The organism is Brevundimonas nasdae (genome assembly GCF_016654005.1).
In the GTDB taxonomy this organism is placed as follows: domain Bacteria; phylum Pseudomonadota; class Alphaproteobacteria; order Caulobacterales; family Caulobacteraceae; genus Brevundimonas; species Brevundimonas nasdae.
This window is the reverse complement of the sequence record NZ_JAEPWN010000010.1, coordinates 21,271-37,235: the sequence shown is the minus strand read 5'-3', so window position 1 is coordinate 37,235 and position 15,965 is coordinate 21,271. Positions and strand designations below refer to the sequence as shown.

Here is a 15,965-nt window from a genome sequence, read left to right as displayed (position 1 = left end):
CACCGCCTGCGTACAGGCGGACGATCCTGCCCGACGCGCATCGCAGCCAAGGCCGCGACACGCGCCGGACAGGATCACCGGCTTCAAGCCGCGACTAGAAGGTCGCCTTGAAACCCACCTTGAAGAAGCGGCCGATCGCGCCCGATTGCGCCCATGCGGTCTGGTACTGGTATCCGCCGTAAGTCGCCGGATCCAAGGGGGCGTCGGCGCCGAAGGCGTTCAGGACGGTGGCGAACAGCTGATAGCCGTCGTTGATCTGGAAGGTCGCGTTCAGGTCGACCTTGATGAACGAGTCCGTCTTGCACAGTATCGGCGTCACGCCGTCGGCATAGGTGCCGTTGGCCGAGGCCGCGCTCTTTCCATTGGCGTCGACGCAGCGACCGATGACATCGCCATAGTCTTCAGCCTGCAACTGATAGCCGTCGGTATAGTAGGCCGTGGCGGTCAGGACCGTACGCCCGAAGTCCAGGCTGTTCTGCCAGTTGCCGCGCCATTGCGGCGTGCCGAGGCAGCCGCCGACGTTGCAGGGGCCCAGCGAACCCGCATAGTGCTGCACCTGCACCTCGCCGCCTGGCAGAGGGAAGCTCTGGTTGAACTTGTCGATATAGGTCGCCGAGAAGCTGCTGCTCCAGCGGATATCCGACGTCAGCTGGAAATCAGCCGTCGCCGCGAAATCAAAGCCCGACGTCTCCAGCGAGTTCAGGTTCTGGAACGGCGACAGGATGAAGCCGGGCAGAGGCAGCAGGTCCGGCTTGTTGGGGTTGGGTACGCCAGGAATGACGGTGTAGCCCGCCGGAATGGGCTGGCCGCTGAAATAGGCGTTCAGCGCCGGGATCGAATCCCCGCCGGCGATGACGCCGTTTTTGTTGATGCGGAAGTGATCGACGCTGAAGGTCAGATTGCGGGTCGGCGTGAAGACAAAGCCGAGGTTCACACTGTCCGAGGTTTCCGGCTTCAGATCGGGATTGCCGACGGTCGTCAGGCCGAGCTGATAGCTCTGCCCATAACCGTCATTGCCGTGCAGCGTCTGGAAGCTGGCGGGCGCCGCGCGTCCGGCATAGCCGGTGACCTGAGAGTTCCCCTCCGCAATACTGGGAATGCGGAAGCCTTCCGAATAGGTGGCGCGGAAGGTCAGGGCCTCAAACGGGCGATACCGCACGCCGACCTTGGGCGAAAAGGCGCTCTGCCCCGTCGAATAGTCGTCATAGCGACCCGCGACGTCCAGGTTCAGGTTGCTCAACAACGGCGCGTCGATCTCGAAATAGGCCGCCGTCACGCTGCGGTCGCCCTTGGAATAGAAGGAGTTGATCCCCAACCAGCCATCGGTCGGGCCGCCCTTGAACGGGTTCGCGCTCGGATTATCGATGCTTTCCCAACGCCATGAGGCGCCCAGACCGACCGACAGCGGACCGCCCGGCAGGGTCCAAAGCGCCCGCGAGACACTGGCTTCACCCTGCACGATCTCTGAAACCGACGTCTGCACATTGTCCGGCGAAACATAGTCGCGGACCTGCTGCGAGTTCTTGGTCTGGTCGATGAAGTTGTAGCTGCCGTCCGCGATCACGTCCAAAAGATGCTGGATGTGGATCTGGCCGCGACGTGTGAAATCAAGCGACGACCGACCGGCGGTGAAGCGCAGATTATAGTCCCAATCGCTCGCAAACGTTCCCTGCAGTCCGGCCGCGACGCGGATGTTCTCGTTCTTGAGGTTGCTGGTGCTGGGAATGTCGTAAAGCGAGGCCAGAATGCGCGCGACCTGCCCTTGGCTGGCGAAGGGGTTCTGCGGGTTCAGGTCGCCGTTCTTAAGGCGGACCGGCAGGGTCAGGGCCGTGCCGATGTAGCGCGAAACCCCCACGGCAGGCGGGGCGCTCAGCGCGACCTGATTGGGGGTCGCCACCCGGTCGGTTTCGTTCTGATAATAGCTTGCCGACACATAGGCCTCGGCGCCGTTCGAGAAGCGTTTGGTGAAACGGCCCGACAGGCTGAACCGCTCGTTCTGCGGCTGGATCGTGCGGAACTCCTTGACCGCGTCCAGCTGGCAGATGACCGTGCCCGGCGCGATGTTCGTCACCCCGCCCAGCCTCAGTTCCTCAGCCGTCAGCGTATGGGGCGTCGCCGGTGACGGGCAGTTCGTGGCCAGCAGCTGCCACGGCCCCTGGGCCGTCGTGTTGGTCGGGTCATAGGGACGAACCAGTGCGCCGAACTGCGTCGCCGTCGAAACGCCGCGGAAGGCGCCATTGCCCTGGATCCCGTTGATGACGCCGTTGGTGCGATAGACCAGTTTTCCATTGGCGTCATAGCCCGTGGTCGGGGTCAGATTGGCGGTGTTGTAGGGATAATCCCGGTCGCGGTTCCAGATGAACTCGTCGCGCTTGTATTCGCCGCTCAGGTAGAAGTTCCAGCCGTCGGTGTTCAGGTTCCCCTTGCCCCAGATGGCGGAAAAGCTGGGAGATTCACCGTCGCCGTATTCCGAGACGCCGTATTCGCTCTTTACGGTCAGGCCCTGGAAATTCTTGCGCGTGATGATGTTGATGACCCCGGCGATGGCGTCGGCGCCATAGGTCGAGGACGCGCCGTCCTGCAGCACTTCGATGCGGTCGATGGTGCTGGCCGGGATCGAGTTCAGATCGACGAAGTTCCGCTGACCGTCGTCGGCCAGCGGATAGAACGGCCCCCGAAGACCATCCACCAGAACCAGCGTCGAGTTGACCAGCAGGCCGCGCAATGAAGCCCCCGACGCCCCGGCCGCGAACGCGCCGCTGAACGTATCCGGCAGGGCGCCCGCATTGTTGCCCGCCAGAGACTGAATCGCACTGGCCACCGTGGTCGCGCCGCGCTTCTCCAGATCCTCCGATCCCAGCACTGTCAGGGGCGAGGTGGAATCCGCGTTCCGACGCCGGATGATGGAGCCGGTGACGACGATATCATCGACAGCCGCCGCGCCGGGCGCGGTCTCTGGCGCCTGAACCTGAGCGAAAACCGGCGCCGCTGAAGCAATGACGGCCCCGCCGATCACCGTCGTAATCATAAGACGCGCCCGACTTATTCGCGGCGCATGCGTCCTTACTGAAGATTTCATTCGCGTTCTTTCTGAAAGATTCCCGAGAGACAGACACGCAAATCCGACAGCCCCCACAGCCGAAAGATCCGCTATTCGCAAACTGAAGTTGCGGAAAATACATATCGGCAATCTTTGAGAACGTCGCAGAAGATTTACTTCAACAAGAACGCAATTATCTAAACATCATACAGATAAGATGACAAAAATGCCGACCAGGCACCTGATCGGCATTTATGGTTATTTGGATATAATCAATTTCACGCCGCCAATCTTCTCGGTCGCGCGCAGGTATTCCAGAAGGTCGGCTGATGAAATCGGGTCAAACTCTCCCGCCAGGAAGTCCCGTATCTCCAAGACGGTCTTGCCCTGAGAAATCAGAACCGACAGCTCCGCCGCCATATGCTGCGGCAGCCTTTCATAGGCCGCGACAATGGCCGGACGGTCACGCGCAGGCAGGCTGGCGAACAGGACGTCGTTGCGCCCCTTCCTGCCGAAGAACCGGCCGCCCGGAACACGCTGAACGGTCGTATTGGCGGCCTCGTTGTCCGCCGAAGACGGGACATAGGCGACCGCCTCGACGCCCAACTGCCTCGCGCGCAGTTGATAGAAGGCCGCAACCTCCTGCTGCAGAACAGCGCTTCGACGCTCGATCAGGCTGGACAGGTCAGCCAGTTGGCCCGACGCGGCTTCGGGATTCGCGAACAGCACACCCGCCGAGGCGATCACCGCCTTCTCGACGTCCTGCTGGTGGCGCACCGCGTTCGACGCCTCGCGGAAAGCCTCAACCAGCGCAGGGCCTTCGGTGACGTCCGCCAGATAGCCCAGCCCTTTTCTTTGAGAGGCGCCCAGACGCTCCACGCCTCGCGCCAGCGATTCCGCGACGATCTTCAGCGCCGCCGCATCATCAGCCGACGCCAGCAGGCTCATGACCCCGGCGCCGACCACAGCGACACGGCGCAACTGGGTGGCGTCCAGCTTGTCAGGCGTATCCTGGGACGAATGATACCAAGGGTCCGGCCAGGTCGCGAAGATCAGGGCCGGCACATTGCGCGACAGATACAGCGAATGGTCGCTGGAGCCGTAGTGCTTCTCCGTCGCCACATAGAAGGGATCGCGGCTGCCGTTAGGCGACAGCACCGGCAGGGTGAAACGATAGCCATTGTCCCTGAAGCGGACCCGCTCCTGGTTCACGTCGGACAACCATTCCGTCACGCTCTGACCGACATCGTTGAGATAGGTCGGGAAACTGTCCGGCGTCCTGTACAGCACCCAGCGCGCACCGCCGCGCGACAGGCCCAGCCCCTCCATGTCGAAGTTCAGGTCCGCGATCAGGGTCTTCTCGACGTCCGGGTGCGCGTCCAGCCACGCATTTGTCCCGATGATTTCAGGCACCCAGAGGAAATGTATCGTCCGCTTCGGCCGGGGCAGCTTCCCCTCGTTGATCAGCCGAATATAGGTCCGGCCCATTTCAAGAATGGACGCGCTGCCCGACGTATTGTCGTTCGCGCCCTGCTTGATGTAGCCCTCATGCAGGTGGGCCGAATAGATGATCGCCTGATCGGAGGTTCCGTCGCCCGGGATGGTGGCGTGAACGGTTTCGATCTCGCCTGGGAAGGTCTCCGCCTCGACAATCGACTTGATCCTGATCGTCTGTCCGCGATTGATCAGATCGGTCAGTTCACGCCCGGCGGTGGCCGAAATCACCCAGGCGAAACCCGCTTTCTTGCCTGCGGGCGCGGTGGCGATGCTGCCTTCCAGAATGACGTCCGGGTTTTCGATGCGCAGGACATTGGCGCTGATGACGCCCACGGCGCCCCGTTCGAACACGGCCAGCCGCTGCAGGGTGGCGGGCGGAGCCGTGCCCAGCACCACCTTTCCGGCGACATCCTTGCCCGCATAATCCTCGGGACGCGCGCCGCCGCCCACATCGATCACCTCGGCGGTCACTTCGCCGCTGTCGCTGTTGGGCGCCAGCGACACGACCACATCATGGATGTCATAGAGCTTGCGTGTCTCCGGCGCCGTCAGCCAGAGCTCGCCCCGCCACGGCTGCCAGGACGGCCGGGCGGACGGAAAGGACTCGATCTTCACATCCGAGAAGCCGTAGTCCCGCGCAAGAGAGGCCACGACCTCGTTCTCACGGAAATGCCCCAGATACTCGCTGCGCGAACGGATGCGCGGGTAAGGCGTCAGCTCCAGAACCGTATGCAGAGCCCGGTCGCCTGACGCCTCATTGATGATGGCGTGAAGCTGATCCCACGCAAGCAGTGTCCGGTCTTCCCGCTCCTGCGCCGCTGCTGCGCCGGATGCACCGGCGGAAATCGAAGAAACCAACAGGAAGGCCGCAACGGCCCCTTGCCTTAACGCCCGCACAATCACCCCCAAAGTTCAGACGCAACCCCCAGTCACGTCACTGCAAACTATAGGGACGCTGCGAAACAGCACGTCACAATCTCTGACACCTCCTGCAACCAATCTAAAGATGCGATCCCACCACCAGCCAACCAGCCATCAGCCGCCAGATGCTTGATTTAGCGGCTGATGGCTGGTTGGCACAGATGCCGGATCTTCGTGGCTAGAAGACCTCAAACAATCCCGCCGCGCCCATGCCCCCGCCGACGCACATGGTGACGACGACGTAGCGCACGCCGCGTCGGCGCCCCTCGATCAGGGCATGGCCGACCATGCGGGCGCCGGACATGCCGTAGGGGTGACCGATGGAGATGGCGCCCCCGTTGACGTTCAACCGCTCGTCCGGAATGCCCAGGACATCGCGGCAATGCAGCACCTGAACCGCAAAGGCCTCGTTCAGCTCCCATAGGCCGATGTCCTCGACCTTGAGGTTGAAGCGCTCCAGCAGGCGCGGCACGGCGACGACCGGCCCGATGCCCATCTCATCTGGGCGAACGCCCGCGACCGCCATGCCGACATAGCGGCCCAGGGGTTGCAGGCCGCGCCGTTCGGCCTCCGCCGCCTCCATCAGGAGGCAGGCCGATGCGCCGTCCGAGAGTTGACTGGCGTTGCCTGCAGTGACCGTGCCGTCGGGGAAGACCGTCCGTAGCGAGGCCAGGCCGTCGGCCGTGGTCTCTGGCCGCGCGCCCTCGTCCTGCTGGAGTTGGACATCGCGATAGGTGATCTCGCCGGTCTGTTTGTCGACCACCTTCATGCGGGACGCCAGCGGCACGATCTCGTCCGCAAAACGGCCTGCCGCCTGGGCCGCCGCTGTCCGCTGCTGGGATTGCAGGGCGTAGGCGTCGCAGACCTCGCGCGAGACGCCGTAACGGCGCGCCACGGTCTCGGCGGTCTCCAGCATCGACATATAGGCGTCAGGCTGGTGGTGCAGGACCCAGGGATCAGGCGTGACGCGCATCTGGTCAGTCTGAACCAGAGAGATGGACTCGACGCCGCCTGCGACCGCCACCTGCATGTGATCGACAATGATCTGTTTCGCCGCCGTGGCGATGGTCATCAGGCCGGACGAGCATTGCCGGTCCAGGGTCATGCCCGCGACCGAGACGGGGAAGCCCGCCGCAAGGGCCGCCATCCGGCCCACGGACTGCTGCACGCCCTGCGGCAGGGAGCAGCCCAGAAGACAGTCCTCGACCTCGGCGGGATCAACGCCTGCGCGCTTGACCGCGGCCTTCAGCACATGGGCGGCCAGGGACGGCGAGGACGTATCGTTGAAGGCGCCGCGATAGGCGCGGCCGATGGGCGTGCGGGCGGTTGAAACGATGACGGCGTGACGCATCATGCCCTCGCCATCACAGGGCCGACAGCGCCCGCCGAAGCCAGTTCCTGCTCCGCCTGCTGGAAGCCATAGGCGGGCACGGCTTCGTCCGAACGATCAGAAGCCCGGTCCCAGGCGGCGATCAGCCCCTGCCCCGCATCGTCTGCACCGATGCGCACGCCCTTGGTCAGGGTGATGTTGGCGCGGGCGAAATGACCGCCCCCGGCGCACAGGATGGCGCGCGTCGGCGCCTCTTCCTGAACCAGAGCCAGAAGGCCGGGGCTGACCAGACCGGGATCCAGCGCCGTCAGGCTTTCGTCCGACAGGACGCCGTTGGTCATCTGGGTGGCGGCGGTGGGCGCCAGGGCGTTGACGCGGATGCCGTATCGTTCCCCCTCGATGGCCAGGGTCTGCATCAGACCGACCAGGGCCAGCTTGGCCGCCCCGTAGTTGGCCTGGCCGAAGTTGCCATACAGACCGGACGACGAGGTGGTCATGACGATGCGGCCGTAGTTCTGCTGGCGCATGATCTCCCACACCGCCTTGGAGCAGATGGCGGCGCCCATCAGGTGCACGTCCACGACCAGACGGAAGTCATCCATCGTCATCTTGGCGAACGACTTGTCGCGCAGGATGCCGGCGTTGTTGACCAGAATGTCGACCCGGCCCCACTGGGCCATGGCGGCGTCGACCATGGCCTGAACCGCATCGACATCCGTGACCGAACCAGCGGCGGCGATGGCCTCGCCTCCGGCCGCCACGATCTCATCGGCGACGGCGCGCGCCGTAGCTTCGGTCAGGTCATTGACCACGACCCGCGCGCCCTGAGACGCCAGGTAAAGCGCGTGCTTGCGCCCAAGTCCGCCCCCGGAACCGGTGACGATGGCGACACGGTTCTGCAACATTGATGATCTCCGCTTTGATGCTGAATGAATATTGGTCGCCCCCCGCTGCGCCGTCGGCGGCATGGGGCTGTCACGCTGCGAGGCGTGGTGTGAACTGTCGCCAGGACGATGCAGCGTGGCTCAGCGCGCGCCGTATTCGGCCCTCAGCTTCAGCTTGTCGATCTTGCCCGTCGCCGCCAGCGGCATCCGCTCGAGCCGGTGAACCGCGTCAGGAATCCACCAGGAGGCGACCCGTCCCTTCAACGGCTCCAGCAGCGCCTCGTCATCCGCAGGCGCGTCCGGCGACAGCTCGACCAGAAGGATGGGACGCTCGCCCCACTTGTCGTCAACCCGGCCGATGACCGCCGCCAGCGCCACCCCCGGCAGGGCCCCGATCACGGCCTCGATCTCGGCAGGATTGATCCATTCCCCCCCGGACTTGATCAGGTCCTTGGCGCGGCCCGTGATGGTCAACTGCCCCTCGGCGTCGATGCGCGCCAGATCACCGGTGGCGAACCAACCGTCGGCGTCAACCGCATCCTCATCCTTGCCGAAATAGCGTTGGATCACGGCGGCTCCGCGCACTTTCAGATGGCCTTCGACGCCACGTTGCTCGGGCAGGGCCTGCCCCGCCTCGTCCGTCAGCAGCAGATCGACCCCGACTGCGGGGCGGCCTGACACCCCGGCGGATCGACGCCGCTCCTGTGGCGACGCCACCGTGCCCGAGGGCGACAGCTCGGTCATGCCCCAGCTGGTCTGGACAATGACGCCCAGCCGTTTTTCGATCCGCTCCATCAACGCGGGCGCCAGCGGCGCGCCACCCATTATGATCCGCTCCAGGGACGGCAGCTCAAGGCCTGTGGCCTCGACATGCTCAAGCAGAGCCAGCCAGACCGTGGGCACGCCCACGCCCGCCGTCACGCCTTCCGACAGGATCAATCGGGCCAGGCTGGCGCCGTCCAGCCTGCGCCCCGGCAGGACCAGCCTGGCGCCGACGGCTGCGGCGGCGAAGGGCAGACCCCAGGCGTTGGCGTGGAACATGGGCACCACCGCCAGCAGCCTGTCGCGGCTGGTCACCGCCATGACGTCGGCCTGCAGCACCCGCAGCGTGTGCAGGAAGCTGGAGCGGTGGGTGTAGGTCACGCCCTTGGGCGCGCCGGTCGTGCCTGAGGTGAAACACAGACCGCACGGCGCCGTCTCGGGAAAATCGCCCCACACCACGTCGCTGGGCGCCTCGGCCAGCATCGGCTCCAGCAGGCGGATATCGGCCCGGCAGTCAGGCCTGGCCTCAAGGGGCTCGGTCTGATCCAGCACGAGGATCAGCGACAGACCGGGCGACAGGGCGGCGATGCGGCCGGCCTGACCAACCAGATCGGGGCTGACGAACAGGATGGCGGCCTCTGACTGGGCCAGCATGTCCGCCAGTTGTTCAGCCGTCAGGCGCGGGTTCAGCGTATGGCATACGGCCCCAATGCCCATGATGGCGAACCAGGCCTCGACATGGCCCTGGGTGTTCCAGGCCAGGGTGGCGACGCGGGCGCCCTGTTCGACGCCATATCGGCGCAACAGGCCGGAAATCCGGATGCTCCGGGTGCGTAACGAACCATAACCGATCCGTGCGGTGGAGCCGTCGTCTCGCGCCGTCGTCACCTCTGCCAACGGTCGCCATTTGGCGGCATGGTCGAGGAATTTGTCGAGGGTCAGGGGAAAGGACTGAACGTCCCCGTCCTTCATCAGCATTTACTCGGTATCCTTCAGGGGCGCCCGCAGGCGCCTCAAGCATAAAACTCGGCCAGCCCGGATCGCCGACGCCCCAGACATGAGGCTCGGGCGCAGGCAGGCGGCGTCGGCGACGTCGTCAGGTTTTCAGCGCGGCCCCGTCGCTGAGCGGCAGGGCACCCAGTGCAGCCTCTGGATCCGTCTTTCGTCGGCAGATGGCCAGGAAGCCGGCCGCCATGAAGCTGGCCATGCGGTCCTTCACCGCGCCGAAGTCGTCGGAATCGCACAGGCCGCCCGACAGCCGATTGATCCGTCCAGTGCGCGCCAGCGTCAGCATCAGCGCCCCGGTGACGAAGTGATAGCCCCAGAAGATGTCCTCCTCGGCGCAATCCGGCAGGGCCTTCTTCAACAGGTCGATCAGTTTCAGGACCACCGGGTCGAAGTGGAAGTCCATCAACTCGGCGCCATAGGGAGTGTTCGACGCCTGGGCGCCCAGGGCGCCGTAGTTCTTCCAGTTTTCGCCGCCCTGGCTGTAGAGGTCCAGGTCGGTGTCCAGAAAGGCCCGCAACGCCGCCTCGACCGTGGGCCGCCCCCCTTCGGCCGCCGCCTCGCAGTCGTCCAGAGCCTTCATCCGCAGCGAGACGGTGACCTCTGCCCGGCGCGCGATGACGGCGTCGTACAGTTTCTTCTTGTCGGTGAAATAATAGTTCAACAGCGTGTGGTGAACGCCGACCCTCTGGGCGACATCCTTCAACGTCACCCCGTAAAGGCCGTGGACGGAAAACAGATACTCGGCGGCGTCGAGGATCTGCTCCATGGTTTCGGCGCGCTGCTCGACCTTGCTTTTCGGGCGACGCGTCCGGACCACCGCCTTGGGTGCGGCGCCAGCTTCCTGGGTTGTGTCAGTCGCCATGGCGGTTCTCATCATTCACGGGCAGGAAGGCGTTTGCGGCGGCAGGGGCGGCGACAGGACGCCGAAATTCCAGTTCCATGGAATCCCGCCGGCGACCCGACGACGACAGACCACGGTTTCATGGGTGTCATACATGCCCGGCATCAACTGCTCGCGCACGACCGGCGCCCCCTCAAAAGCCATATAGGTCCGCGCCTCGTCATAGGCAGGCCAGACAGGCTGGCCGGGCGCACTTGGCGTTCCGGTGCGGGCGAAGCTGCCCCAGTAGGCCATCATGGCGTCCGACAAGCCGCGCTCGACCGGCGTGTCGGGAATGGCCGGCCAAAGCGGCGGCGTGCGATCCATCGTGCCGAAAATATAGGGGATTTCGGCGGCGTGGAAGGCGTGCAGCCCCTTGTCGTCCATGGCCGGATAGCCATGGTCAAAGAAATAGAGGAAACCTTTTTGACCGGTGCGCGCCTGACGGCGCATCAGTCGTTCCGAGGTCCAGCCGTAAAGGCCGTCACGCGGCGTGGCCAACAGGCTTTCCTGAAGATCGGTCGAGGGATAGAGGCGCAGGAAGGCGTCGGCCAGGGAGCCATAGGCGCCGCGGATCGCCGTCTCATAGGCTGCGGCGTCGGCAGGCGGCGACGGCGGCAGGAGGATGCGAAGCGAGCGGATCTCCCCCTGATTGAACCCGGCCAGCAAGGACACAGGCGCCTGTTGGCCCCGGTCGAATATCTCCACCAGCTGTTCAGGCAGAATCTTGCCGTCGATCGTCCCCCAGGGCGCATAACCCTTGGCCTGGGCGCTGGTCGTCAGTTCCTGCGCCTCCATGGCGCGCAGTTCGGCCAGGCTGCGGCGGCCCAACTGATCCTGCAGCCAGACGCCGACCATTTCAGCCGCCGGGTCGCCATGTCGACTTGAACGCAGCTCTGGCGTCGAGATCATGTAGGCGCTTTGGGCGATGGCCTTGTGGAACAGGCCGCGCGCCTCGGGCGAGGCCATCAGGTACATGACGCTGAGGGCGCCGGCGGACTCGCCCGCGATGGTGACATTGCCTGGATCACCCCCGAACGCCACAGCATTGGCCTTGATCCATTTCAGGGCGGCGATCTGATCCATCAGACCGTAGTTGCCCGAGATGTTGCGGCGCGATTCCGCGCTGAGCTCTGGATGGGCCAGATAGCCCAGCACGCCTAGACGATAGTTGATCGACACCACCACCATGCCCTGGGCCGCCGCCATGCGCGCGCCGTCGTACATGGCTTCATCTGACGCGCCCGTCGCCAAGGCGCCGCCGTGTATCCAGACAAAGACCGGCGCCGCCGTTGCGCCCTGCGGCGCCCAGACGTTCAGGAAAAGACAGTCTTCGCTCAGCGTCGGCGTCTCCCCCGCATAGATGCTCTCGCCGCGGGCGACGGGCTGATGACAGGCAGGACCGAACCGGGACGCATCACGCGTCTGGCGCCAGCGCGGCATCTCCACAGGCGGACGCCACCGGCGCCAACCGGTCGGCGCCATCGCATAGGGCAGCCCGCGGAAGACGTTGACGCCCTCAAGCGCCTCGCCCCGCACGGGTCCGGCCGGGGCCTGAACGACGGGACGGTTCACTGCGGCGGCTGCAGTTTCCGTTCCAGCCCAGACCGGAGAGTGGATTGCTGCACATCCAAGAACGGTCAGTCCCGCCAGCAGTCGGACAGCGGCTCTCATCACGATACAGCCTCCTTTTTCGACTGGAGCCGGATCTTGCGGGCCAGTCCCAGGAACATCACAATCGCCAATCCGTAGAAAGGCAGCAGGGAATAGAAAGCCATCTGCAGCGAATTGTCGGGATGGCTGGACCGGAAGAAATCACTGGCCGCGCCAAGGAAGGTCGGACCCAGCCCCAAACCGATCAGGTTCATGATCAGCAGCAGCAGGGCGCCCGCCAACACCCGCTGATTGGGACGCACCTCTTCCTGCACCAGGGTCACCGCCGGCGACAGATAGAAATAGTTCAGCGCCATCGGCACCGACAGGAACAGCAACGCCAACCGCCAGTCGGACGCCCAGACAAAGCCGACGAAGAAGGGCGCGGCGATGATCAGGCCAATGGCCGGGAGATAGGCGTATGCGGTCTTGTAACGGCGGCTCAACCGGTCGATCAGCCAGCCCGAACCAAAGATGCCCAGGCTAACGCTGACGCCCAGCAACAGGGCGTACCACAGGGCGATCTCCTGCAGCGTCATGCCTTTCTCGCGCATCAGAAACAGGGTGGCGAAGTTCATCAGGGCGTAGGTGACGAACTGGGTCGCGCCGCTGGCCAGGGCCATGCCTCTCAGCACCGGGTTGGAAAGATACATCCGGCAGGCGGCCATGAAGCCGGGCTGGGGTTCAGGCGCTAAGGCGACCGAGGCGACTTCAGCCGGATCGACCACCGTCGCCGCCGGTGCATCCAAACCGCCCTTCTTGGGCTCGCGCACGAAAATCCACACCACCAGGGCGGTGACCACCCCCACGACGCCGACCCAGATGAAGGCGTCGCGCCACGAATAGGCGGCGGCGATCGAGGCCCCGAACGCCACTCCCAGCGCCGAACCGATCGGCGGCCCCAGGTTGAACAGGCCCAGCGCCGTGCCCCGCGTTCCCGGACGGAAATAATCGGAGATGATGGCGTAGGACGGCGGCACGCCGCCTGCTTCGCCCACGCCGACGGCCATGCGTGCCGCCGCCAGTTGCGGATAGGATTGGGCGAAACCGCACGCCGCCGTCGCCGCACTCCACAGGGCGCAGGCCAGCGACAACACTCGGACCCGGTTGGTGCGGTCGGCCAGCCAGCCGACCGGAATGGCCAGGATGCAGTAGAACATCGCGAAATACAGACCGCTGATCAGCCCCAACTGGCCATCAGTCACCCCGAGATCGTCCTGGATGGGCTTAGCCAGGATCGACAGCAGCTGCCGATCCAGGAAGTTCAGGACATAGACGAAACAGAGCAGAGCCAGGACGAACCAGGCGCGCCCTCCCGGACGCGCATCCTGCGCGCCCGGAATGACCGATGAAGGAGCGGCGGCCATCAATCAGAACTCATAACCGACGCGGACACCCATGGTGCGGGGCCGCTGACGGCCGTAGCGGCTGTCGATGAAGGCTTCAGGGTGGACATAGTTGACTGACCGATCATCAAACAGGTTTTCGACGTAAACGCCGACGGTGAACTGCGTGAAGGCGAAGGCAGCGTTGGCGTTGACGACGGTGTAGCTGTCGGTGTCGTCATAGGTCGGCAAGGGCGTCAGCGGATGTCCGGGCGTGTTCGGGAAGGCGTTGGGGAAGCTGCCCACATGCGAAACCGCCACCGAAGCATTGCCCGTCACACCAGTCATGGGCTGCCATTCATAATTGACCCTCAGGGAGCCTGAGACCTTGGGCCCTGCGAGACGCGCGCCCATGACGGCGCCTGAAATCGCGGCTTCCATATCTGTAAGATCATCGACCTTGGCCTCGTTCCAGGAGCCGGTCAACGCCACCGTCCAACCCGACGCCGGCAGGGCGACGAGCGACACCTCAAGCCCCTTGCTGGTCGCGCCGCCGATGTTGGTGGCGAACTGGATGGAGTCTGAAACCCGGTTGGCCTGAACCTGGATGTCGTTCCAGTCGATCAGATACAGGGCCGCGTCGGCATAGAGCTTGCCGCCGAACCAGCGTCCCTTCACCCCGATCTCATAGTTGATCAGATTGTCCGAGGTGGCGCCGGTGGGAATGACGATGTCGTTCGGATCGATCTGGCTGATCGTCCCCGCCTGCGCATTGATGATCGGCGGCCTGAAGCCGGTGGACACCGCGCCATAGGTCGTAATGGCGGATGTGGGCCGCCAGGACAGGCTGACGCGATAGGACGGGCCATCCTCTTCCGCCTTCACGCCAGCGGCAGCCTCATAAGGCGCGGTCATGGTGATCGGCGTATTGGCGAAGCCCCAATAGGCAAGCGTCAGGTAGTCGGAGTTATAGCCGCCCGCCTTGGTGAAGCCCTGCGCGTCGGTCTTGCCGTACCGCATTCCACCTGTGATCCACAGATCGGGCGTGAAACGATAGGTCAGCTGGCCAAACGCCGCGATCTCATGGCTGACGAAATAAGAGCCGAAGCGCTGATAATATTCGTCCGGCAGGCCCGTCAGCCCGCGCGACGCCAGGAACTCGGGGTTTGAGCGGTAATTGTAGTCCACGTCGCGACGCTTGCGGAAATAGAAGCCGCCGACCGACCAGTCAAAGCGCCCGCCCGGATCGGAAACCAGGCGCAATTCCTGAACGAACGTGTTGTCCGTCGCATCCGCATCCAGCGCGAAGGGGAAGGCCTGTCCGTAGGAACCGGCCAGATCGACAAAGAACAGCCCCTTGTAGTCGGAATAGGTCGATGAACTGGTCAGCCGCGCGCCGTCGAACTGATATTCGATCGTCGCATTATAATTGGCCATATCGCTGCTGAAACGATCCGGGCGGTCCGTCAGACGGGCATATTCGCCCAGATTGGGATTGGTCAGCGACGAGTCATGCGGGTTGCTGATTTCATGTGAATACATCAGCCGCGCGGACAGCCTGTCGTTCGGCGTCCACTGCAGAATGGCGCGGCCGCCATACTGAACCAGGCTGTTGGCGTCTTCGATGCCCGTGCCGACGTTGTCGACCCACCCGCCTTCGTGGCGCGAGAAACCGACGACGCGCAGCGCCAGTTGGTCTTCAATCAGCGGCAGGTTCACCATGGCGTTGTAACGCTGGCGCAGTCCGCCCTCGCTCATCACGCCCAGATCGACCAGGGCCGAAGCGTCGAAGCGAGAAGCGTCAGGACTGTGCGTCAGGATGCGCAGCGCGCCCGCCAGAGAGCCCGATCCGAACAGGGTGCCCTGCGGTCCGCGCAGAAACTCGATGCGCTCCACATCATACAAGGTGGGGTCCAGAATGGTGGAGTTGCCGTTGGATGAGATCGGCAGTTCGTCCAGATAGATGGCGACCGTGCTCTGCAGATTGGCGCCATAGCCGTTGGTGGCGATGCCGCGCGCCGTGAAGTTGTTGAAGTTGGCCGAAGCGCGGTTCAGCACCACGCCCGGCGTGGCGGTGGCCAGGCCGTCATAGTTGACGATGCCGCGCGCATTCAACTCCTCCTGCGACAGGCTGGTGATGCTGACGGGAACATCCTGAAGCCGCTCGGCGCGGCGGGTGGCGGTGACGATCACGTCCTCGACGTGACTGTCCTGACGGTCGCGGGCCTCCCCCTGCGACGCCGTCGATTGATCCTGAGCCCATGCCTGGCCCGACGCCAGAACCGCGGCAGGTGCGAGCAGACACGCGGAAGCGAGCAGTAACGCCTTCATCGATTTTCCTCCCAATGCGCCGATCATGAGTGTCGGCGCTTGACCAGATTGGGCCACGCATTCAGGCCGGAGTCAACATTCGCTCTCACGTGCGTGAATATCTTGAGCCGACAACGGCTTTCGCCGCGCGCAGCGACGATCTGCCGACTGTCGCCCACGTCAAAAGGCAGCTTAACCAATCCGTCCGCCCCTTGATGACAGCCGCTTTCGTGAACCTGGGCCTCTATGACGCGGCGCGCAGTCCGGTGTGAACAAGCGGCGCGGTCGTCACTAGTACCCGCTGATTGCAGTGCCGAAAATTCTGGAAATTCCGCGACTTTCACGCTTACCTGAG

Annotated in this window: 9 protein-coding genes; all 9 read right to left on the bottom strand. The window is 64.4% G+C overall.

The window, feature by feature from the left end:
• Positions 1-94 precede the first annotated feature (94 nt).
• The 9 genes from JKF87_RS14455 to JKF87_RS14415 all read right to left on the bottom strand — a co-directional run bounded on the left by JKF87_RS14455 (position 95) and on the right by JKF87_RS14415 (position 15,631).
• On the bottom strand, positions 95-3,028 hold the full coding sequence (locus tag JKF87_RS14455) for a TonB-dependent receptor plug domain-containing protein (protein WP_201100593.1): 2,934 nt from the start codon (positions 3,026-3,028) through the stop codon (positions 95-97).
• A 270-nt stretch (positions 3,029-3,298) separates the two neighbouring features.
• Entirely contained in the window at positions 3,299-5,395 is a 2,097-nt protein-coding gene (locus tag JKF87_RS14450; protein ID WP_201100592.1) for a M28 family peptidase, read from the bottom strand.
• 241 nt (positions 5,396-5,636) lie between these two features.
• A complete protein-coding gene (locus JKF87_RS14445; protein ID WP_201100706.1) occupies positions 5,637-6,809 on the bottom strand; it encodes an acetyl-CoA C-acyltransferase in 1,173 nt (390 codons plus the stop codon).
• Positions 6,809-7,693: an SDR family NAD(P)-dependent oxidoreductase gene (locus tag JKF87_RS14440; RefSeq protein ID WP_201100591.1), complete on the bottom strand. Its 885-nt coding sequence runs from the start codon at positions 7,691-7,693 to the stop codon at positions 6,809-6,811. The genes JKF87_RS14445 and JKF87_RS14440 overlap by 1 nt, the downstream gene beginning before the upstream one ends.
• A gap of 120 nt (positions 7,694-7,813) precedes the next feature.
• Positions 7,814-9,406, bottom strand: coding sequence for an AMP-binding protein (locus JKF87_RS14435; RefSeq protein WP_201100705.1), 1,593 nt, complete (start codon positions 9,404-9,406; stop codon positions 7,814-7,816).
• 124 nt (positions 9,407-9,530) lie between these two features.
• On the bottom strand, positions 9,531-10,304 hold the full coding sequence (locus JKF87_RS14430) for a TetR/AcrR family transcriptional regulator (protein ID WP_201100590.1): 774 nt from the start codon (positions 10,302-10,304) through the stop codon (positions 9,531-9,533).
• A gap of 15 nt (positions 10,305-10,319) precedes the next feature.
• Positions 10,320-11,996, bottom strand: a complete 1,677-nt coding sequence (locus JKF87_RS14425) for a carboxylesterase/lipase family protein (protein WP_201100704.1) — start codon at positions 11,994-11,996, stop codon at positions 10,320-10,322.
• The gene (locus JKF87_RS14420; protein WP_201100589.1) at positions 11,996-13,342 is read right to left on the bottom strand and encodes a spinster family MFS transporter; all 1,347 of its coding nucleotides are present in this window, start codon (positions 13,340-13,342) and stop codon (positions 11,996-11,998) included. The genes JKF87_RS14425 and JKF87_RS14420 overlap by 1 nt, the downstream gene beginning before the upstream one ends.
• A gap of 3 nt (positions 13,343-13,345) precedes the next feature.
• Entirely contained in the window at positions 13,346-15,631 is a 2,286-nt protein-coding gene (locus JKF87_RS14415; RefSeq protein WP_201100588.1) for a TonB-dependent receptor, read from the bottom strand.
• Positions 15,632-15,965: the final 334 nt, after the last annotated feature.

Excerpts from the sequence above, each read along its gene's own strand:
- JKF87_RS14455 (WP_201100593.1), bottom strand. The coding sequence starts at position 3,028 with ATGATTACGACGGTGATCGGCGGGGCCGTCATTGCTTCAGCGGCGCCG.
- JKF87_RS14445 (WP_201100706.1), bottom strand. The coding sequence starts at position 6,809 with ATGCGTCACGCCGTCATCGTTTCAACCGCCCGCACGCCCATCGGCCGC.
- JKF87_RS14440 (WP_201100591.1), bottom strand. The coding sequence starts at position 7,693 with ATGTTGCAGAACCGTGTCGCCATCGTCACCGGTTCCGGGGGCGGACTT.
- JKF87_RS14435 (WP_201100705.1), bottom strand. The coding sequence starts at position 9,406 with ATGAAGGACGGGGACGTTCAGTCCTTTCCCCTGACCCTCGACAAATTC.
- JKF87_RS14430 (WP_201100590.1), bottom strand. The coding sequence starts at position 10,304 with ATGGCGACTGACACAACCCAGGAAGCTGGCGCCGCACCCAAGGCGGTG.
- JKF87_RS14425 (WP_201100704.1), bottom strand. The coding sequence starts at position 11,996 with ATGAGAGCCGCTGTCCGACTGCTGGCGGGACTGACCGTTCTTGGATGT.
- JKF87_RS14420 (WP_201100589.1), bottom strand. The coding sequence starts at position 13,342 with ATGGCCGCCGCTCCTTCATCGGTCATTCCGGGCGCGCAGGATGCGCGT.
- JKF87_RS14415 (WP_201100588.1), bottom strand. The coding sequence starts at position 15,631 with ATGAAGGCGTTACTGCTCGCTTCCGCGTGTCTGCTCGCACCTGCCGCG.